Raw genomic sequence first — 20,075 nt, forward strand, 5'->3', positions numbered from 1 at the left:
TAGCCCGTATTGAACAGTCTTATTCAACTTAAATAATCCTTAGTGTTTTTTGTACCGCCCAGGCGGTACTACGAGAAATTATTTCACTGGTACTGATACTTTTGTATCATCCCATTCAAATACCACTGCATTAGAAGGAAGTGTGAAGGTAAGTTTCTCTGCCGGCTGGGAAAGCGCTACACGCGGTACTTTCACGGCAACAACATCTTCTCCTTTGTTCTTATCATAATCATAAGCACCCCACTGACCCAGTTTACCGTTGAGGATAATGGTCCAGGTTTTAGGATCAGGAATAGTGAAGAAGGTATAAGTGCCTTTCTTTACCGGTTTGCCGCCAAATACCACATCTTTGTTGAAGGTGATCTCAGTAGCTTCATCAGCACCAGTACGCCATACTTTACCGAATGGTTCCAGTTTGCCGAAGATTTCACGGCCTTTTTTGGAAGGTTGACCGTACACAACCTTAATATCTTTGTTTTCTACGGACACGTGTGGGCTTTTGCGCTGTTTTTCCTGAGCAAAGCCTAAGCTGGTAGTGGCAAGAAAGAAAGCTGCCATTAAGAGGTGTTTCATTTTTCAGATTTAAATGTGTTGGGAAATATGTGGAACTAAGTTGATTACAATGTACCCTATAAATCTGATGCAAGTGAAACGAATAGGACCAATGGTTTTTAATTTTTATATGTGGTTATAGGAGATTTTGGGATTTAGGGATTACTTGATTTAGGAATTTATAGATGCAATGAAGATTATATCATTGTTGTTTTCAAATAATTGTAACAAAATATGATCTTCATTGCATCTATAAATTCCTAAATCAAGTAATCCCTAAATCACTAAATATGTTCACAGATCTTACTTAACCGGGTGAGTCCTGTATCCATAGAAGGGCCATAAATCTTATCCGATACAAAGCCTCTCAGTTTCCACCAGGGCAGTAATCCCAGTTTTATTTCCATATGCCACAGGATAGCAGTGCCTTTGCCGTCGGGGGTGCGCCTGAGTTCAATACCTCCGTTAACGGGGCGCATACGTTGTATGTCCATAAGGTAGTGGATACCTTTGGCAGGGTCGCTGTCTTCAATAGTTACTTTACCACTGTTGAGCTTACCGTCCCAGCTGTACCAGGCGCCAGTACCTTGTGCAGGAGATGAAAAGATGAGTTTCGCCGTAGTATCCGGACGGCTCCAGGGGTTCCACTGTTCCCAGGCTTTGAGATCGCCAATATGAGCATATACGGTATCCAGTGGTGCATTGATCACTCCGGTACGCTCAACTACAGCAGTGGAGGGAAATATCAGCGATAATGCAAAAAACAATGATCCAAAAATAACAATGCTGATGACCAGCAGTTTAAAAAGACGCATGTATAAAAATATTACGAATAACGAACAACCAGTTTCTCTATACCTTTCAGTCCCTTTTCGAAATCACGGCCTACCCATTTATCCATCAGCACCCCCATTACCTTCCGGAGCGGGTGCTGTCCCATGTTGCAGGTTATAGACCAGGTAACCAGGGTGCCGGTCTGCACCGGGTCAAAACGGAATGTACCTTTGGCGACGCCTATCGCCATGAAGTCTGTCTCGGTAGCGATATATTGATCCGGTCTTGACTCTGTAATGATCATATGTCCTTTCCCTACATTGCGGTTGTTGCTTTCCCAGCTATAACCGGCACCGGCGCCACTCTCTTTTTCTCCGTAAGTGATCCGGATAGCGGGGTCCTGCTCTTTCCAGGGCGACCACAATTCCCAGTTGCGAACGGAATTCACCAGGGGGAATATCTTATCGGCAGGCGCCGCAATAACCTGAGAGCGCGTCACCTTTACGGCAGGGGGAAGAAATAAGCTGAAGATGAAAAGCCCCAGTACCAGGACGATCAATGCGCCCAGAATAATAAAAAAGGCCTGCATTAGCTGGATTTTTTAGGTAAGCCAAAGCTAACGAAAACCTGCTACTCCCAGCGGAATACTTTTACCGCTACCGCATATACTACCACACCCCAAATGGTGAGAACAGCAATATCCCAACCCACATTCCACAAATGCAGCCCTTCAAATGCCACCTTACGCAGGGCATCTATGAGATAGGTCAGCGGCATAATGTTACATACCGGTTGCAGCCAGGAAGGGAAAGCGTCTATAGGGAAAAAAGTACCTGCCAGCAGGAACTGCGGCAGGGTAACGATGTTGGCAAGAGGAGGAATGGTGCTCTCATTTTTAGCGAGACTGCTCACCACAAAACCAAATCCCATGAATACAAGCAGCCCGAATACGGATAATACCAGCATCTCAGCAAAGGTGGCCCAACCATGCACCAATGTAAAACCAAAGGCAAAATGCCCCAGGCCAATAATGATCACAGAGCTGATCAGCTGAAAGAACATACGGCTCAATGCTTCTGCCAGCACAATGTAAGTACGTTTTATCGGGGTGGCGAAAAACCGCTTCAGTACTAATGTCTGGCGAAGGCTGTAGAAAAGAAAGGCTGTACCAAATACCGCAGCACTCATCAGGGCAAAACCTAGCTGTCCGGGTAAGATAAAATCGATGGTTTTGAATGCGCGGCCCGGCACCTCTTCCTGGATAACGGCAGCCACCGTGGGGCGTTTGTATACCTGATCATCCAGCGCGGTGGTTACATTCTTGAGTATAGATAAAAGAATATTTTTCTTCGCTGCATCAGAGGCGGTGGAGGTCTTCACACGTACGTCATAGGCCGGGATGCTATCGGCCCCACTGCGGGGCACTATATTAAGAATAGCCGTGATACGCCCTTTCCGGAGGTCGTCTTCCATCTGGGCTGCGGGCTGGTCGGTGATCAGCTTCAACGTCTTCACCTGTGAGAGCCCTTTGTAAAAATGACTGTTGATGTCTGTATGGCGGTCTACTCCTACTTTCACAGACACGCTGCCATTACCTATAAACCCGAACACCAGTATAAATACTAACGGAAATCCCAGGCTGAACACCACTGCAGAAGGGCTTCTGAATATTGCTCTCAAACTTCCTTTGGTAATAGCCAGCATGGCCCTCCACTGACTGTACTTCGCTCCGTTCATCTAGTCATTTTTAAAAACGGAGCAAATTTAGTATTTATTTATTTTGATATTTAGGTATTTAAGTATTTAAAATGCAGCGGAGACCAATTTTTGTTAAAACAATTATTGGTCTCCGCTGCATTTTAAATACCTAAATACCTAAATAACTACATACCTAAATAATTAAAGGGCAGTTTGGCCTGGATGTCGCCATGCATTTCCTTCACTTCTTTCAGCTGCTGATACAGCCTGTATTCCTCTCCCAGCTCTCTTTTGAGCATACGTGTTTCCACATCTCCGCCTACGCTTTTCAGCAGTTTGGAGAGTTTATCTTTCACTTCAGGATATTCTACCAGCCGGTAAGTGGTCAGTTTGGCCATACGTGCTGCACATGCACGGGCATCACTGATACCGCCGATACGGTCTACCAGTCCCAGCTTCACGGCATCCTGGCCGGTCCATACGCGGCCCTGGGCAATGCTGTCAACGATAGCTGGCGAGAGCTTCCTGCCGACAGCCACGCGATCTTTGAAGGATGCATATACGCTGTCAACTGACTTCTGTACAAAGTGTTTCTCTGCCTCTGTCAGCGGACGGCCAATGCTACCCAGGTCTGCAAACGGAGCAGTCTTCACACCATCGAAAGTTACGCCCAGCTTATTTTTGAAGAAGCTCTGCATATTAAACATCACCCCGAACACACCAATGGACCCGGTGAGGGTATTGGATTCTGCGAAAATACTATCAGCCATGCAGGAGATGTAATATCCGCCGGAGGCGGCATAGTCTCCCATAGAAACCACAACGGGCTTCACTTTGCGGGCGAGCGACAATTCACGCCAGATCACCTCAGACGCCAGTGCACTGCCACCGGGAGAGTTCACCCGGAAGAGGATAGCTTTCACATTCTTGTCTTCACGCGCCCTGCGTATATCACGCAGGAAATTCTCACTGGCGATGGTATTCTCTTTGTCGTTATCCCCACTCACAATACCACCTTGCGCATATATCAGGGCGATCTTGTTTTCCCCGGAGCCGTTGTCGATGGTCACAGCGCTATTATATTTAAAGAGAGTCACGAGGTTGAGCTTCTCAGTATCTTTCAGTCCTGTTTTGCCTTTCAACTCAGCTACCACTTCATCGTCATATTTAAGGGCATCCACCAGTTTGTATTTCAGCGCATCAGCCGGCTCCTGGATGAGGTTTTCATTGGCGTAGCCGTGCAGCGTAGCGGTATCAATGCTGCGTGACTTGCTGATGCCCTGCAGGAAATTACCGTACAGTTGTCCGAGGAACTGGCTGGTTTGTATGCGATTGGCCTCTGTCATCTGGTTTTCGCGAAGCGGCTCAGTAGCGCTTTTGAACTTACCGCAGTAGAATATTTCCGGCTGTATCTCCAGTTTTTCCAGTGTTCCCTTAAAAAAGGTGATCTGTGTGGAGAAACCGGTGAAGTCTACCATTCCTTTGGGGTTCAGATAGATCTTATCTGCCGCGGTAGCCAGGTAATAGCCTTTCTGGGTGATTACTTCCCCATAGGCATAAACGAATTTTCCGGACTTCCTGAAACGGAGGAGGGCGTCGTGCAGCTCTTCGGAGCTGGCAAAGCCATTAGGGTCCCCGTCCACTTTCAGGTAAATACCTTTAATGTTGTCATCGGTAGCGGCGTGCTCTATCAGTCTTACTGTCTGGTACAGGCCGGGTACTTCCGACGCATCTTCCTTCATAAAGGCGCCGAGGGGGTTCACAACTTTCTGCTCATTGTACGACTGGCTGGTTTGCAATACCAGTATACCATTGGGGGAGATGGCAACAGGTTCTGAGGAGATTGCCTTCCCGATCATTACCAGCAACACGATCACGCAAAGAGCCGTGAATACGAAGAATGCCAGCAGGGAGGCAAAAAAGATTTTAAAGAAACGCATACTTATTAGTTAAGATGAAAGCGAAAATGGTAATATACATTTTTTCAAAAATAAGGAATATGGCTACTTTTGGGATTCGAATTATACATGAATACAGCAATATTACTTATAGGTGGCAATTTAGGCGATCGTACCGGGAACCTCCGGAAAGCGGCAGAGCTGATCGCTGAAAACGCCGGCAGGATTGAAAAAATCTCCTCCTTATATCAGACAGCGCCCTGGGGTTCCGTGGACCAGCCGGACTACCTTAACCAGGGGATACAGATCAGCACGGACATGCATACACTAACGTTGTTGCATACACTCCTGGAAATTGAAAGGAAAATAGGCCGTATCCGCCAGGAGAAATGGGGATCGCGGGTGATTGATGTAGATATGATCTTCTTCAATGACGAGGTGATCTCGCTGCCGGAATTGAGAATACCACATCCACGTATGCAGCTCAGACAATTTGTGCTGGTGCCTCTGATGGAAATCATTCCTGATTTTGTGCACCCCGTATTACATAAAACCGTTCGCGAATTGCAGGCTTCCTGTGAAGACCACCTGCCCGCCATAAAGATTTGAGCATTTACCCGAAGTACGATTTAACAGCATGAATTACAGGTTTATCACCGTTGAAGGAAATATAGGCGCCGGTAAAACCACGCTGGCCAGTATGTTAGCAAAACACTTCTCTGCAAAACTGATACTGGAAGAGTTTGCAGACAACCCTTTCCTGCCGCTCTTCTACGAGCGTCCGCAGCAATATGCGTTTCCGCTGGAGTTGTTTTTTATGGCAGAGCGCTACAAACAGCTGAAGGAAATGCTGCAGTCGCAGGACCTGTTCAGCGATGTGATCTTGTCTGATTATCTCTTCATCAAAAGCCTGCTTTTTGCAAAAGTGACTTTGCCCGAAGAAGAGTTTTCCCTCTATCAGAAATTATTCGACATCATCAATCCGCAGCTCGTGCAACCGGATCTGCTTATCTTCCTCAATGCCCCTGTCAACAAACTACAAGAAAATATCAAACATCGTAACCGCAGTTATGAACAGTCCATTCCGGACGATTACCTGCGCAATGTACATGGCATGTATATGCAATACATCAAGCAGCATCCTGTACGTACCCTGATGATAGATATGACAAAGGTTGACTTTGTAAAACATCCCGACGACTTCGGCAAACTGCTGACAGCCCTGGAAAAAGACTATGAGGTGGGGATCAACTACCTTACGTTGTAATATTGCTTTCAGCTACCGGCAGTTAGTACATACGGCTGGTAACTAAACATTAACGCCGGTTTCTTTCTTGCAGATCGCCTCTGCGGCAATAAACCCGCTGGTCCAGGCATGTTGAAAATTGAAGCCGCCTGTGATCCCGTCAACATCCATCACTTCCCCTGCAAAAAACAAGTTGGGTACTATTCTGCTTTCCATGGTGGCGGGCGCGATTTCACTGAGCATGATACCACCGCAGGTGACAAATTCTTCTTTGAAGGTGGTTTTCCCTTTCACTGGAAATTCCATCCCGCATAACAGTTTTTGCAGGCGGTTCTGGTCTTTCGCCGGAACATCCGCCCAGCGCATATCTTCAGTAATACCGGTTTGCTGTAGCAGGAAATGCCAGAGGCGTTGCGGGAGGTTGAATGGATTTTTATGATGAATCTTTTGCTTGCCCAGGTCGAAACGGAGCGACTGCCACGCTTCGCGGAGCGTATTTTCATTATAGTCAGGCACCCAATTGATGATAGCTGTGAAAGTATATTGCATATCCTGCAGCTCACGGGCTCCCCATGCCGACAAACGCAGAATGGCAGGGCCGCTCACCCCCCAGTGGGTAATCAGCACCGGGCCGTTTTCCTGTAATTTGGTACCGGCAATTTTCACATGCGCTGTGGTAGCCACCCCCATCAGGCCTATGACAGGATTGCCTGGCATGTTGAAAGTGAACAGTGATGGCGCAGGCGCCACAATGGTATGCCCGGTTTTCTCCAGCCAGCTGAACTTCCCCGCCTGGGCATAACCACCCGCCGCGATGCATACATAATCTGCCACAAGTGTTCTTCCCTGTTGCAGCTGCAACTGCCAGCGGCCGTCAGCAGCTTTTTCCAGGACTGTTACTTCCGTACTGGTTTCAATGATCACATGGTGCTTATCAGCCTCTTTCAACAGGCAGTCAATGATCGTCTGTGAATCATCTGTCACCGGGAACATGCGGCCGTCTTCTTCTGCCTTCAGCCTCACACCTCTCTCTGCAAACCAGGCAATGGTGTCTGGCACAAAGAAATGGGAGAACGACTTCTTAACAAAGTTTTGTCCACGGGGATAACGTTTAGCCATATATGTTATATCCGGCGCATTATGCGTTACATTGCATCTGCCGCCGCCACTCACCTTCACCTTGGACAGCAGCTTACCGGTTTTTTCCAGCAACACCACTTCCAGCTGAGGACACAGACGCGCCGCATTCACTGCACAAAAAAAACCGGCTGCTCCTCCACCGGCCACCACTAATCTTTTCCTTTTAAGATTCATTAAAATCCTGTTAAAACCTTTAGCTTAATCACGCAATAATAACAAACCTGCCGTAATCTTACTGAAGTTTATATTTTTGTCCTAATATTATAGTGGCTCAAAATAAATTTCATGCAACCGCAAAACAGGAAAAAATACCGCCGGCTGAAATGGATACTCCCGGTCGCTCTGCTGGCAGGAATAGCCAGCGCAGTGGCTGTACGCCCAGGCCCTGACGATTGGTCCGACAAGCTCATAAAAGCATTACAGATATTCAATACCCGCTACCCGCAGGAAAAAGTATACCTCCACCTCGATAAGGATTACTATGCCGCCGGAGAAACTATCTGGTTCAAAGGCTATGTAACCATACAGGGGCTCCCCTCCATACAGGCCACTAACCTTTATGTAGAGCTGCTGGACAAGAATAACAATATTGTGCAGAAGAAGTTGTTTGGCATAGCCAACGCCGGTGCGCCCGGCTTCTTTGAACTGCCCGAAACCCAGAAGGCCGGCGTATATCAGCTCCGTGCCTACACCGCCTGGATGCTCAACTTTGATCCCGCATTCAGCTATTCCCGCACCATAGAAATCTTTGACCCTTCAAAGAAAACATCTATCCCATCGGATTCCACTGCACAGGACTTCTCCGTACAGTTCTTTCCCGAGGGTGGTAATCTCATCGCAGGAGCAGCTAACAACGTGGCCTTCAAAGCCATCGACAATAACGGCTATCCTATTGAAATAACCGGCATTGTGAAAGATGGCAAAGGCGCTACAGAAGCAACTATCAAAACCATACATGACGGTATGGGCACTTTCGAGGTCACACCAAACGGCCCGCAGGATGCCTTACAGGCCGTGATCAAAAGTGCGAAAGGACAAAGCAAAACCTTCACACTGCCGGCTGCACAGGCTACCGGGGCCACATTAAAGCTCTATAACAAAGGCGCCCGCATCTTCTACCAGGCGGTTCCTGCCAATGCCAGCGACTCTTCCATGAATGACATGGTTGTACTGGCACAGATGAACAACCAACTGGTATACAAAGCATCGCTCAATGCCGGTGAAGGCCGCATCAGCGGCTTTGTGCCGGTAGATAAATTACCTTCAGGCATCTTGCAGGTAACCCTCTTTGGTAAGAATGGCCTGCCACTCGCCGAGAGGATTGCCTTCGTGCGTAGGAGTGACCTCTTGCAGATGGACGTACTAGAATCCAACGTCAGCAAAGAATTCAGGAAGAAAAGCACCGTGGTGCTGCGCCTCCCGGATACATTGCAATCCAGCATCTCCGTGGCTATCACCGATGCTGATGCTGTGCCTGTAGATAAGAACGCAGCTAACATCGTATCCACTATGCTGCTCACCTCCGACATCAAAGGATATGTATACAACCCCAACTGGTACTTCCGGAATGAAGATCCCGCCACACTGCAGGCGTTGGACCTTGTGATGATGACCAACGGATGGCGGCGTTTCAGCTGGGAAAAAATTGCTAACAACCAGTTCCCTGAAGTTAAGTATCCTTATGAGCAGGGCCTTATAGTTAAAGGCTCCGCTACTCAGCCCAATGGCCGCCCGCTGGCAAACGGCAGGCTGGATATGATCATCAAGCTGCCTATCGACAGCTCCTCCATGTTCGCACAGGCGCCCATCAATGAGAAAGGAGAATTCAATATGTCCAATATGGTGTTCCCGGATACTGCCTATATCTATTACCAGGGCAACGATGCCGTGAAAAAGGGCGTAGATATATCCGTTAAATTCGATACCCACTTCTTCGACAGGGCCACACAAGTGAAGATTCCTTACCCGCTGCGCGTTCCGCCGCCAGTGGATAACAACTCACTGAAGCTCTTTCTGGCCGGAGCTTCTGAGGGCAATAAAGTAAATCGCTCTATCAACAACAAAACCGTCTACCTCCAGGAAGTAAATGTAAATGCCAAGAAGGTTAAGCCTGCTGAAACCACCGAGAAACGTTATGCTTCCGGTATGTTCTCAGGCGGCGATGGTTATTCATTCGATCTTACTCAGGAAACACCGACCGCCTTCAACATTTTCCAATACCTGCAATCAAAAGTGGCAGGGTTACAGATCACCGGTGATATGAACAATCCATCCCTGTCATGGCGCGGTGGAAAACCCGGATTATACCTCAACGAAATGCAGTCTGATGTAAGCATGCTCAGCTCCATCAACATCAACGATATTGCGCTCATTAAGGTATTCCGTCCTCCGTTCATGGGTGGCTTCGGCGGCGCCAACGGCGCGATCGCTGTATACACTAAGAAAGGCGGTGATAACAAAACACCTGATCCTACCATCAAAGGATTTCAACTGTATAAAAAGGCAGGATATACTGTTGTGAAGCAATTCTACTCCCCTGACTACTCCGTTAAGAAAGAAGTGCACGCATTACCTGACAAGCGCCTCACACTCTACTGGAATCCCAACGTGCCGGTAGATACCCTTACGCATACCGCTACTGTTGAGTTCTACAACAACGACTTCTCCAAACGTTTTCGTTTAGTTGTGGAAGGTATTACAGAAGAAGGTACAGTAGGAAGACTGGAACAGGAATACTAGTATATAGTATCATAATAAAAAGCAATAGGGATCAGGTAAAACCTGGTCCCTATTGCTTTTATATAATAGTTACGTCTACATAAATAATCCGGAGAAGAAAAACCCGGCCGCTACAGACACCGCCACGCTCACCAATCCTGGTATCATGAAGCTGTGATTCAGCAGGTACTTACCAATATAGGTACTGCCGGTACGGTCAAAGTTAATAGCAGCCAGCAGTGTAGGGTATCCTGGTAATACAAAATCGCCGTTAACAGCGGGGAACATCGCTACAAGATTGGCCGGCAGGATACCAAGCGATACACCCAGTGGCATTAGTGCTTTGGTGGTAGCCGCCTGGCTGAACAATAACGTACTTAATATAAATAAGGCGATAGCAAAGGTCCACGGTGCTGTTTTCACCATTTCGCCCAGCGTGCCTTCAATAACAGCGTTGTTCGTTTGCATAAAGGTAGCGCTCATCCATACCACCCCGAAGATAGATACAACGGCTTGTCCGCCTGAAGTAAACAGGCTGGCCTTGGCTACCTGCGCTGCGGTGGTTTTACATATCAGCATGATAATCCCGGCAGCTGCCAGCATCACCAGCTCTATGACGGCAGCCATTTTAATATGCCCCTTTGCATCAATGGCCATATTGCTGCTCCCTTCTGTAAAAGACGGTAACATGCCCGGAAATGAGCCTGCGAGTACAATCAGTAACACTGCAAAGCCGAATATCAATACAGAAACAGGCGCACCTTTTGGTAATGGAGGCCGCTCCAGCTGTGTGCCTGCAGCAATACTTTTTGCAAATTCAGGATCTTTCATCAACTCCAGAAATGCAGGATCGTCGTTCAGCTCCTTCCCTTTCTTCCAGCACACTGCCACACCGGCCAAAGTACCGATGATAGTCGCCGGAATACATACCAGCATGACCTGCAATAAAGTGACCTTTCCACCAAGGATGGTTATCAACGCAGCAGTGGCAGCTGATACAGGGCTGGCGGTAATGCCGAGATGTGATGCAATCACAGAAACGCTAAGTGCCCGTTCCGGGCGTATCCTTTTTTGTAGTGCAACTTCAGAGATGATAGGCAGAAGCGAGTAGCTGATATGGGCTGTTCCTGCAAAAAGCGTGAAAACAAACGTAACAAGGGGGCCTAACAATACTACAAGGGAAGGCTTGCTGCGTAGTATGCGCTCTGCAATGCGCACCAGGTAATCCATTCCACTGGCGGCCTGCAAAGCGGCAGCAGTAGTCACTACTGCCAGAATTATCAGCATAACGTCAATAGGTGGGTCGGCGGGTTTCATCCGGAAAATAAAAACATAGACGGCCAATACCACCATGCCCATTACACCCGGCCCAATGCCTTTCATCCGGCCGCCAATGAGTATGGCTGCCAGCAGGATTGCGAATTGTATCCAGATCATAGCGAAATTTATCTCTTTTTTACGTAGTTATTTATGTTCTGAAAGAAATAACTTTTGAATCATAAATAACTACATAAAAAAATAAATAAATTCCACTTATTAAAAGAATCTTATTGAATAAACGCCGGTCGGATCATATTTTCAAACGTAAAGATCTCATCCCATTTGGCCTGTGTGATCAGTTGTTTTTCCTTCACTACCAGGTCGTGCACAGACTTGCCTGTTTCCAGGGCTTCTCGCGCTATAGATGCAGACTTTTCATAACCCAGGATAGGATTGAGCTGCGTAACAATACCGATACTGTTCATCACCATCTGTTTGGTATGCTCTGCGTTGGCAGTGATGCCCACCACGCATTTCTCGCGTAGGGTACGGCACGCATTACTCATATAAGTGATAGCAGAAAACAGCGCAAAAGAAATCACCGGTTCCATTACATTCAGCTGTAACTGTCCCGCTTCGGCGGCCATGGTTACGGTAAGATCGGCACCAATCACATAGAACGCTGTCTGGTTCACCACTTCCGGTATCACAGGGTTTACCTTACCCGGCATAATAGATGATCCCGGCTGCATAGGTGGCAGGTTAATTTCGTTTAGCCCTGCCCGTGGTCCGGAGGACAATAACCTGAGATCGTTACATATCTTGGATACTTTCACGGCGGTACGTTTCAATACACCGGAAAGCTGCACATAGGCGCCGGTATCGTAAGTAGCTTCAATAAGATCGCCGGCCAATTTCAAATCCAGCCCGGTGATGCCACGCAGGTGTTCGGTCACGAGCGCCGCATAACCTTTCGGTGCATTGACGCCGGTACCAATGGCAGTAGCTCCCATATTGATCTCGGAGATCAGCTGTTTGCTGTCTTCAATGCGGGAAAGCTCTTCATTCAGGTTAGTGGCAAAAGCGCGGAACTCATCGCCCAGGCTCATAGGTACCGCATCCTGCAATTGAGTACGGCCCATTTTCAATACATTATTGAACTCATCTCCTTTAGCAGAAAAAGCATTTGCAAGGTCCACCAGTATTTCTTTATAGCCGGTCAGCTTATTGATTAACGCGATGCGGAACGCGGTAGGGTAAGCGTCATTAGTAGATTGTGAACAGTTGACATGATTGTTGGGATGACAGAACTCATACTGTCCTTTCTCTTTGCCCATCATCTCCAATGCTACGTTGGCAATCACCTCATTGGCATTCATATTCACCGAAGTACCGGCGCCGCCCTGTATAAGGTCACTGAGAAACTGGTTATTGAATTCCCCAGCTATCACACGGTCACACGCCCTGATGATGTATTCGGCAATGTTCTTGTCCAGCACGCCAAGATCGCGATTGGTCATAGCAGCAGCTTTCTTCACATATCCCAGGCTCTGTACAAAAAGTGGCTCCACCTTCAGCGGAATACCGGTAATATGAAAATTCTCCATCGCCCTTAACGTCTGAATACCGTAGTATACATCGTGCGGTAACTCCTTCTCTCCCAGGAAATCATGCTCTATTCTCTTTGACATAAAATTATATTTAAACCCGAAAGTTAATCGCTTTTACAACAACACCTCTTTATAAATTGTTGTAGATTCATCTAATGAAACGTCAGCTGCGTTTCATTTCATTCGTAATTTTTTACCCGTAATTGGTGATTTCTCATGGTGTTCCGTATTTCGCTGCTCTGTTTTCTATTTTTATTTTTTGGAAGAGACAATATCTGTGCCCAACATTTGTCTCCCCATTTCGATGCTGCTGAATACGGCGAACTGCTTAAGATGGTGGACCGGATGGGAGATACCCCCTGGACGAAAGTGAAAACCGCCGCGCCCCGCGACGCTGAGCTGGTATACCGTTCCCCCGAAGTAGGACTGGTAAACCGCTGGTTCCTCTGGCGGCGTAAAGACAATGTAGGCATTATCGTCATCCGCGGTACCAACGGTACTTCTACCTCGTGGCTGGAAAACTTCTATGCCGGCATGATCCCTGCACAGGGTACGTTGAAGCTGAGCGACAGCACCTCTTTCCCTTACCGCCTGTCTGAAAACCCCAGGACCTATGTACACGCAGGCTGGACACTGGGTTTAGCGGCTATGGCCCCTGATATCGTCAGCAAGATCAACGAATACTACCGGCAGGGCGTACACGAATTTATCATCTTCGGTCACAGCCAGGGTGGCGCCATCGCTTTCCTCTTGCGCTCTTACCTGCAATATGCCGGGAACATCCCAAAGGATGTGGTACTCAAAACCTATTGCAGTGCAGCACCCAAGCCAGGCAACCTCTACTATGCCTACGACTTTGACTATATCACACGCAATGGCTGGGGACTGCGCGTAGTAAATGCACAGGACTGGGTAGCGGAAACGCCTTTCTCTTTTCAGACCACACGCGACTTCAATGCCGTGAATCCATTTTCCGATGTGAAGGGTACATTAAAAAAGCAGAAGTTCCTGCTGAGGGTAGCGTTGGGATATACTTATGGAAGACTGGACCGTCCTTCAAAAAGAGCCAGCCGCCGCATGCAGCGCGTGCTGGGAAAGATGGCCTATACACGCGTAAAAAAGATATTACCCGGCTACGAACGGCCTGAATTTGTGCAGAGCCACAACTACATGCCAGCTGGTACCCCTGTGATCCTGTATAATATTCCCGGATATGATGAGCGGTTTCATTTCGATGGGAAGAACATCTTCATACATCATATGCTGGAACCTTATAGCTGGCTGCTGGAACATGTCTACCAGGTGAACATACACTGATTTACTAACATTTGTTAAGACCAACCCACAGAATTTGATGCTACTTTTGACCTGTCTAAAATACAACCACTATGACAACAGCAGCAAAAATGATGTGCGGGGTTATACTGATCACCGTACCTACAATTGAGTACGGTGGTTATTTCCTGTTAACAGTGCTTAGCGGCAGGCGTGATAACATGCAGCTGACCCCTTTTCAGAAATCCATGTTCAGGGCAGGACATGCACATGCCGGCGTGTTGGTGATTCTCTCTCTGGTGGTGCAACTGCTGGCTGATGAGTCATGGCTTTCACCCTCAATTACATGGTTTGTTCGTATAGCCGTACCATTGAGCGCTATTCTTGTAAGTGGCGGTTTCTTCGCCGCTGCCATCGGCGAACAACGACAGAAACCCAGCGGCCTTATAATCATCCTCTACACGGGCGTGCTGCTGCTGGCTGCCGCCATGATCACGCTGGGTGTTGGGTTGCTGTAATCCTTACTTCCTGCCACGGATCACTTTCTCCAGCACATTAATACAGGCCGTAAGCTCTTTATTGTTAAGCGATGCAAAGCCGAAACGCAGGCCGTTCAGTGGTTGTATACCATGACTGTATACCTCCCCTCCGCTCATTCTCAGCCCCAGCGCGGCGGCCTTCTCTGCAATGGCAGGCAGCGGATACTTCCTGGAAAAAGTTACCCAGGTGGCCATACCGCCCGCCGGCGGTTCAAACTGAACCACATCTTCCAATCGCATCTGCAACAGATACGTGAGCTGATCGCGGCGCTCCTGGTATATCTTGTTAGATTTCTTCAGATGTCTGTCGATAGTACCATTTGCCAGCAACATAGCCACCGCTTCTTCAGAGAGGTTATCGCCGCGTAAATCCAACATCTTACGCAACGATGCCGCCTCTGAGATAAAAGCCGCCGGGCCTATCATAAAACCCAGCCGCAGTGATAATCCAAGCGATTTGGTTAAAGATCCGATATAGATCACATTCCCGCCATGATCTGCACTGGCCAGCGGTACAATCGGCGCAGAGCTGTAGTGAAAGTCATAATCGTAATCATCTTCTATCACTGGTATATTATAACGCCGGATGATCTCCAGCAGTTTCATTCTTCTTTCTGCGCTGAGTGTGACCGTCGTAGGATGATGATGATGGGAGATGACATACATCATGCTGATCTTTTTTGTGCGGCAGAGTTTTTCCACAGCTTCCACATCAATGCCATCTTTGTCTACAGGAACCCGCAGCATCCGTACTCCCAGCTGTTCAAAGCAGAGGTCTGCATAATAGTAGTTGGGATTTCCCACTATTACATAATCTCCTTTCTTCACAAGCAGAGAGGCAGCAAGATAGATCGCCATCTGTGCGCCGCGGGTAATCATGATATTGTCCACCATGATATTGAGACCACGGGTTACCGAGAGATACTTCATCATTTCGCTTTGCAGCACATGATTGCCGGAGCCGCTGCCATGCAGCAGGTGCTGCTGGTAACGGGTATTTTGTATGATGCTTCTGCATTCCTTTAGCCACAACTCCAAAGGCGCCAGCCGCACATCCGGGAAGCCGTCGTTGATAATAAGGTTTCCCTTGACGCCCGGTTGCAACGCAACATGCGCGCTGGGCACTTTTGCAAAGGAAAAGCGTGGTGTATCAGCATAGGGAGACGCCGGCGTTTGAAAAGTTCTGGGCTTTACTGCCGGCAGGTTGGTAGCTACCATCATGCCTTTACGCGCTACGGGTACTATCCAGTCCTGGCTTACCAATTCTTCATAAGCAGCTACAATTGTTTTGCGGTGCAACTTCAGCTGTTCCGCCAGGACACGGCTCCCGGGCAGGTACTGACCCGGCTTCAGCACACCTTCCTGGATGAGAGCTATCATTCGGCCTGCGACCTGCAGGTAGATGTGCTGTCGCGATTTTTTATCAATAATGATGAGCGTTTTGAAGGGCAGCATCTGGACTATTTTACAATTGAAATGTGGACTACTAAGATAGTCCAGCTGGTTTTAATTTTGTAACTGATTTTTAACGGAAAACATAATCGACAGATATGGAAGAAAGATTCCGCATGCAGGAAGTAGATCCTGCAGCATTCAATGCACTGATGGCGATAGAAAAATACCTGGCTGGTACCAGTATAGATCCGTTGCATAAGGAGTTGATAAAGATCAGGGCATCGCAGATAAACGGTTGCGCATTCTGTATCGACAAGCACACGAAAGATGCGCGCCGGATGGGCGAAACGGAGCAGCGCCTTTACCTGCTCCCGGTATGGCGTGAGGCGCCGCACTTCAGCCATGAAGAGCGGATCATCCTGTCCATGACGGAAGAGATAACGTTGATCAGCGAAAAGGGGCTTACCAATGTAACCTATGTACGGGCTATTGCACAATTCGGACTGGAGCACACCGCACAGCTGATCATGGCCATTACCGCCATTAATATGTGGAACCGCATTGGCGTGTCTTCACACAGAATACCTCCTATAGAACAATAATATTACAGCATCATAAACCTACAGACATGAGAAACGTCAGATACGCTACAGACGATGCATCCCTGCTGGCTTGCAGCGATGCAATATTTGCACTGCGCCCCCACTTACAACCGGAGAACCTGTTACCGCAACTGAAAGAAATGCAGGAACAGGGCTACCGTATCGTTTACCTCACTGCTGATGAGGATCCGTCCAAAGTGGTGGCCATCGCAGGTTTCAGGTACATGCATACATTACATGCCGGTAAAACCATCTACATCGATGATTTGTCTACCCTCTCCGAATACAGAGGCAAAGGCTATGCTTCACTCCTGCTGTATCACATTAAAGAACGTGCCCGCGAAGAAGGACTACAGGCCGTGCAGCTGGACTCCGGCCATGCACGCCATACCGCGCACCGATTGTACTTGCAGCAGGGCTATCATATTTCCGCCCACCATTTCGTACAACCATTATGAGATCTGTTTTTTTATTTAGGTATGTAGTTATTTATAAATGCAGCGAGTTCGACTCGCTGCATTTATAAATAACTACATACCTAAATAAAAAAATAAAAAATTACTCTTTGACCTTATTCAGAAAGAACGACAGCTTAAACAGCAGTTCATCTGAAAGGCCAGCACGTAGCTTGGCTTCTTCATCTGTGATGCCAAGGCGGCGCAGACGCTGATAGTATACATAGGAACCTCCAATCAGTTCGAGGCATTCCTGTATTTTCTGTTGCACTTCCGCTTCTTTGGTCTTCTTTTCAAACTCTTTCTTGGTGAGGATCTTGTCGAGGAAATAGAAATTATCCTTATCCTCCACCCATTTGTTGCCTTCGCGGTGCTGCGGTTTGTAGACTTCCAGGTAACAGTTCTCCAGTTTCAGAATCGTGCCGAATTCAGCGCGGATATCAATAACAGTAGGCTTTTCCGCAGAAGGGTTAGCCAGACGTTTTTTGATATGGTTGCTGATCTCGATACCCAGTTCATCACTGCTCATGAGTATCTGGTTCAGTTCAGTAAACTCAAGGCTGATGGTGATACGAGTATAGCTCCTTCCGCTTTTGATCTTACCAAAGAGGCTGGGAGTGGTCTTTTCATCGAAGATGATATCCTCCACCTGTACTTTGGTGATAGTCTTGTATTCCGGCTTGTATCCTTCTTCGAGCGGTGATGGCCGCTTGTTTACCAATCGTGCTGTTTCCTGGCGGTGTGTATGCTGGATATAGTCATCGATAAAGCGCAGTTCATGTTTCTTCAGTTTGGCGTACAAGTCCTGTGCAGAATAGTTGCTCATTTTGCTCAGTACAACCAGATCGTTCCAGGAATGAAAGTGATGCGCTTTCTTCAGTTCGTCCAGGATATCGGCTGCAGCCATATTACGACGGTAGAACAGCTCACCCACCAGGAAAAGTGCATAATCCTGTACAGGATAGCCTAGTTCCGGCAATACGTCAAAAGGTGTACGTTTCTGTTCGCGCGCGCTCTCCAGCACGTCAATGTCCGACATTACCGGCGCCAGCAGGTATTTGCGTGCAGCAGACCGTAATTTTTTACTAACATAATCCAGCAGCTGGTCATTTACGTGGCTGTGATGCACGAAATCATGCAGAATCTGCACAAAGCGGCGCGACGCAGGTAATCCGAACTGTGAAAGAATATCGTTCTCAAGGTCCAGCACGTCCTCGTCTCCTGACTCCACTTTTCCAGGCTTCACCCGTTGATCCACTTGCTGGTAACGCTGATAATACTCCTGTAATTTCAGTTTAAGCTGATCCATAATGTATATATGATTAATAGTTAAAAACGTGATAAAAAACCAGTATATTAAGGGAATTGTCATTTTTCAGGAGCACTGGCAGGAAAATCATTCCGGACGCCGGATAAAATACCCGGCAATGCGCAGAGACCTGATGCCATAACAATAACATCCTTCTGGTTGTCAATAAATTATGAAACTGGGAATTATAATGGGAAGTGCGCAAAGATACCACTTTTCGGGACGTACACAAAACCGGAAGCCTTCTTCTGCCCTATTTTTATTGCGTCTCTTCTCCGTCTGGTCATCTGATTTTTTTCATCATATATAAATGTCTGAGAAAATTTTTTTTCGAAGTATTTGGAAATTAAAAAATGTTTGCCTTATCTTTGCACTCCCAACAACGAAGAACACGAACAAAAAGATATAAACGGTGGTTGTAGCTCAGTTGGTTAGAGCATCAGATTGTGGTTCTGAGGGTCGAGGGTTCGAAACCCTTCAATCACCCAAACAAAAAGGCTTCTGTAAAAAGAAGCCTTTTTTATTTCCGGATTTTGGTATTTTGTGCTCTCGTGATCTGAATCATTATATATTTTAAAAATTCGTAATTCACATAGGCCATATCATGCTTTACCTCACTCCCATTATAGGCGCTCTGATCGGTTGGATCATCTTCAGCATTGCTGCGAAAGCACTCGTTAAAAATTACTTCCTGAAAAGGCAGCAACAACTGGCCGCCAGCGCAGGAGCCCTGGTAAGCAAACAGCTATTCTCCTTCGATCAGATCAAAACAAAACTGACCGATCCTGAAAAAATAAAAAATATTATACCCCTCGTAGAAGTCCACCTGGATGGCTTTCTCAGGGAACGTCTTCCGAAAGCAATGCCCGTATTATCCATGTTCATCGGAGACAGCATCGTGAATCAGATTAAAACACATCTCGTTGCAGAAATGGATCTGCTGTTTCCCCAACTCATTAATCAATACCTGGACGATATACAACAGGATCTCGACCTGGAAAGGATTGTGGCAGATAAAATCAACAGCATCAGCGCAACAGAAATGGAAGCATTAACAACAGGATTGCTACGCAAACCACTTTCACAACTTCAGTTACTGGGTGCGCTCACCGGCTTTCTAACAGGGCTTATAGCATTGGTAATAACATACTTCTGTTAACCAGTGTTAAATTACCGGGGTCTGTTAACTACTGTTAAGACCTTTTAGCGCAGTATTTCGCTGGCTTCTCCGGTAAAATTCCCGCTCATCACATTCTACGGCCATTCAACACAGTGCCCCGATACTTTTGTCCTGATCCGAAATGCATACAGGATAAAAATCATCAGTAATGAAACGTTGGTTCGCGATTACAGCCGCAATACTGCTTGGGCATACTATTTCATTTTCACAGGTTCCCGCTGCGGGCAACAGGCAGACAGCTTCACAACAGCCGCCACAACAGGGACAAGGACAGCGGGCCAATATGCCGCAACCCGGTCATCTCTACGGAAAACTGCTCGACGCAACTACCGGCAAGCCCATCCCATACGCTTCTGTAGCCGTTCTCAGGGCGCGCGACTCGAGCGTAATCACCGGCATGTTATCCAAAACCAACGGAGAATTC

Annotated in this window: 19 protein-coding genes and 1 tRNA gene; 10 read left to right on the forward strand and 10 right to left on the reverse strand. The window is 47.4% G+C overall.

The features are described 5' to 3' along the window. Positions 1-78: 78 nt before the first annotated feature. The 5 genes from VM802_RS23030 to sppA all read right to left on the reverse strand — a co-directional run bounded on the left by VM802_RS23030 (position 79) and on the right by sppA (position 4,964). Positions 79-573 (reverse strand): DUF2911 domain-containing protein, encoded by a 495-nt coding sequence (locus VM802_RS23030; protein ID WP_325535027.1) that lies wholly within the window; start codon positions 571-573, stop codon positions 79-81. Between the two features lie 263 nt (positions 574-836). Continuing rightward, entirely contained in the window at positions 837-1,367 is a 531-nt protein-coding gene (locus VM802_RS23035) for an SRPBCC family protein (protein WP_325535029.1), read from the reverse strand. Between the two features lie 11 nt (positions 1,368-1,378). Next, a complete protein-coding gene (locus VM802_RS23040) occupies positions 1,379-1,915 on the reverse strand; it encodes an SRPBCC family protein (RefSeq protein WP_325535031.1) in 537 nt (178 codons plus the stop codon). A gap of 41 nt (positions 1,916-1,956) precedes the next feature. Continuing rightward, complete coding sequence (locus VM802_RS23045; RefSeq protein ID WP_325535033.1) at positions 1,957-3,063, reverse strand: ABC transporter permease; 1,107 nt, start codon at positions 3,061-3,063, stop codon at positions 1,957-1,959. A gap of 146 nt (positions 3,064-3,209) precedes the next feature. Further along, a complete protein-coding gene (sppA, locus tag VM802_RS23050) occupies positions 3,210-4,964 on the reverse strand; it encodes a signal peptide peptidase SppA (protein ID WP_325535035.1) in 1,755 nt (584 codons plus the stop codon). Positions 4,965-5,051: 87 nt separating this feature from the next. Between sppA and folK the strand changes: the two genes are divergently transcribed. Next, on the forward strand, positions 5,052-5,531 hold the full coding sequence (gene folK / locus VM802_RS23055) for a 2-amino-4-hydroxy-6-hydroxymethyldihydropteridine diphosphokinase (protein ID WP_325535037.1): 480 nt from the start codon (positions 5,052-5,054) through the stop codon (positions 5,529-5,531). A 28-nt stretch (positions 5,532-5,559) separates the two neighbouring features. Next, positions 5,560-6,189 carry a deoxynucleoside kinase gene (locus tag VM802_RS23060; protein WP_325535039.1) on the forward strand — a complete coding sequence of 210 codons (630 nt, stop codon included), beginning with the start codon at positions 5,560-5,562 and terminating at the stop codon, positions 6,187-6,189. Between the two features lie 42 nt (positions 6,190-6,231). On the opposite strand, the gene VM802_RS23065 is transcribed toward VM802_RS23060, so the two are convergent. Then, entirely contained in the window at positions 6,232-7,482 is a 1,251-nt protein-coding gene (locus tag VM802_RS23065) for a BaiN/RdsA family NAD(P)/FAD-dependent oxidoreductase (RefSeq protein ID WP_325535041.1), read from the reverse strand. Positions 7,483-7,593: 111 nt separating this feature from the next. Between VM802_RS23065 and VM802_RS23070 the strand changes: the two genes are divergently transcribed. Then, a complete protein-coding gene (locus VM802_RS23070; RefSeq protein WP_325535043.1) occupies positions 7,594-10,047 on the forward strand; it encodes an MG2 domain-containing protein in 2,454 nt (817 codons plus the stop codon). 75 nt (positions 10,048-10,122) lie between these two features. Here the strand turns inward: VM802_RS23070 and VM802_RS23075 are convergent, their stop codons facing one another. After that, on the reverse strand, positions 10,123-11,463 hold the full coding sequence (locus tag VM802_RS23075; protein WP_325535045.1) for an anaerobic C4-dicarboxylate transporter: 1,341 nt from the start codon (positions 11,461-11,463) through the stop codon (positions 10,123-10,125). Between the two features lie 110 nt (positions 11,464-11,573). Beyond that, a complete protein-coding gene (aspA, locus tag VM802_RS23080; RefSeq protein ID WP_325535047.1) occupies positions 11,574-12,977 on the reverse strand; it encodes an aspartate ammonia-lyase in 1,404 nt (467 codons plus the stop codon). Between the two features lie 207 nt (positions 12,978-13,184). Between aspA and VM802_RS23085 the strand changes: the two genes are divergently transcribed. Beyond that, positions 13,185-14,213 carry a lipase family protein gene (locus VM802_RS23085; protein WP_325535049.1) on the forward strand — a complete coding sequence of 343 codons (1,029 nt, stop codon included), beginning with the start codon at positions 13,185-13,187 and terminating at the stop codon, positions 14,211-14,213. 71 nt (positions 14,214-14,284) lie between these two features. Further along, on the forward strand, positions 14,285-14,689 hold the full coding sequence (locus VM802_RS23090; protein ID WP_325535051.1) for a hypothetical protein: 405 nt from the start codon (positions 14,285-14,287) through the stop codon (positions 14,687-14,689). Positions 14,690-14,692: 3 nt separating this feature from the next. Here the strand turns inward: VM802_RS23090 and VM802_RS23095 are convergent, their stop codons facing one another. Next, positions 14,693-16,165, reverse strand: coding sequence for an aminotransferase-like domain-containing protein (locus VM802_RS23095; protein ID WP_325535053.1), 1,473 nt, complete (start codon positions 16,163-16,165; stop codon positions 14,693-14,695). Positions 16,166-16,260: 95 nt separating this feature from the next. On the opposite strand from VM802_RS23095, the gene VM802_RS23100 reads away from it, so the two are divergent. Continuing rightward, on the forward strand, positions 16,261-16,707 hold the full coding sequence (locus VM802_RS23100; RefSeq protein ID WP_325535055.1) for a carboxymuconolactone decarboxylase family protein: 447 nt from the start codon (positions 16,261-16,263) through the stop codon (positions 16,705-16,707). A 26-nt stretch (positions 16,708-16,733) separates the two neighbouring features. Beyond that, positions 16,734-17,165 (forward strand): GNAT family N-acetyltransferase, encoded by a 432-nt coding sequence (locus VM802_RS23105; protein ID WP_325535057.1) that lies wholly within the window; start codon positions 16,734-16,736, stop codon positions 17,163-17,165. Positions 17,166-17,265: 100 nt separating this feature from the next. Here VM802_RS23105 and VM802_RS23110 read toward each other — a convergent pair whose 3' ends face one another. Further along, on the reverse strand, positions 17,266-18,471 hold the full coding sequence (locus VM802_RS23110; protein ID WP_325535059.1) for a hypothetical protein: 1,206 nt from the start codon (positions 18,469-18,471) through the stop codon (positions 17,266-17,268). A 412-nt stretch (positions 18,472-18,883) separates the two neighbouring features. Here VM802_RS23110 and VM802_RS23115 point away from each other — a divergent pair. The 3 genes from VM802_RS23115 to VM802_RS23125 form a co-directional block, all read left to right on the forward strand. After that, positions 18,884-18,957 (forward strand) — tRNA-His (locus VM802_RS23115). A 118-nt stretch (positions 18,958-19,075) separates the two neighbouring features. Beyond that, positions 19,076-19,630: a DUF445 domain-containing protein gene (locus tag VM802_RS23120; RefSeq protein ID WP_325535061.1), complete on the forward strand. Its 555-nt coding sequence runs from the start codon at positions 19,076-19,078 to the stop codon at positions 19,628-19,630. Positions 19,631-19,799: 169 nt separating this feature from the next. Next, positions 19,800-20,075, forward strand: a 276-nt coding sequence (locus VM802_RS23125; protein WP_325535063.1) for a hypothetical protein, incomplete at its 3' end; no start/stop codon positions are given.

It is taken from the genome of Chitinophaga sp., from assembly GCF_035538455.1.
Classification (GTDB): domain Bacteria; phylum Bacteroidota; class Bacteroidia; order Chitinophagales; family Chitinophagaceae; genus Chitinophaga.